Here is a 612-nt window from a genome sequence, read left to right on the forward strand (position 1 = left end):
TGGCGAGGACGAACACGTCCGCCCGCGCCATCTCGCGCGCGGTGCCGCGCCTGTCCATCCGGCCGTGGAAGCGGATGGAGGCGGCGCCGGGCCGGTCGCCCACCGCGCTGCGCAGCACCCCGACTTGCGCGGGCGAGCCCCCGACGACGTCGAGGCGGGCGCCCCCGTGGGGGAATGCCTCCAGGAAGGCATCGCACATGGGGCCGGGGCGCTTGTTGCCGTCGAGGTGGGAGACGTGGACGAAGCGCACCACCCCCGCTGCGGTGGCGCCCCCCGCCCCACCGGCGCCGCCCGCGCTCCCCGTGCCGTCGGCGCTTCCGGCGCTGTCCGCGCCCCCCAGCGGCTCGTCGAAGAACAGGGCGGGCACGGGCAGCGGCACGGCCTCCCACTCCCCCGTCCCGTAGTGCTCCCCCAGTCGGCGCGCGAAACCGTCCGAGACGGTGGTGAGCGCGCCCGCCCCGGCCACCGCGGCCGCTATCGGGCGGCAGCGGGCCCCGAAGGCCGGGGAGTCCAGGGTCGAGGGCCGGTGCTCGGTGATCGCGTAGGGGCGGCCCCACAGCCGGGCGAGCCCGCGGGCGACGGTCGCCCCCGGGAACACCGTGTGGGCGTGGG

At 78.4% G+C, this 612-nt stretch carries 1 protein-coding gene; it reads right to left on the reverse strand.

All coding sequences use genetic code 11. From position 1 onward, the window contains the following. The coding region (locus BH719_RS09570; protein WP_009743319.1) for a glycosyltransferase family protein at window positions 1-612 on the reverse strand (612 nt) is incomplete at both ends.

This window comes from Pauljensenia hongkongensis (genome assembly GCF_001746855.1).
GTDB lineage: Bacteria > Actinomycetota > Actinomycetes > Actinomycetales > Actinomycetaceae > Pauljensenia > Pauljensenia hongkongensis.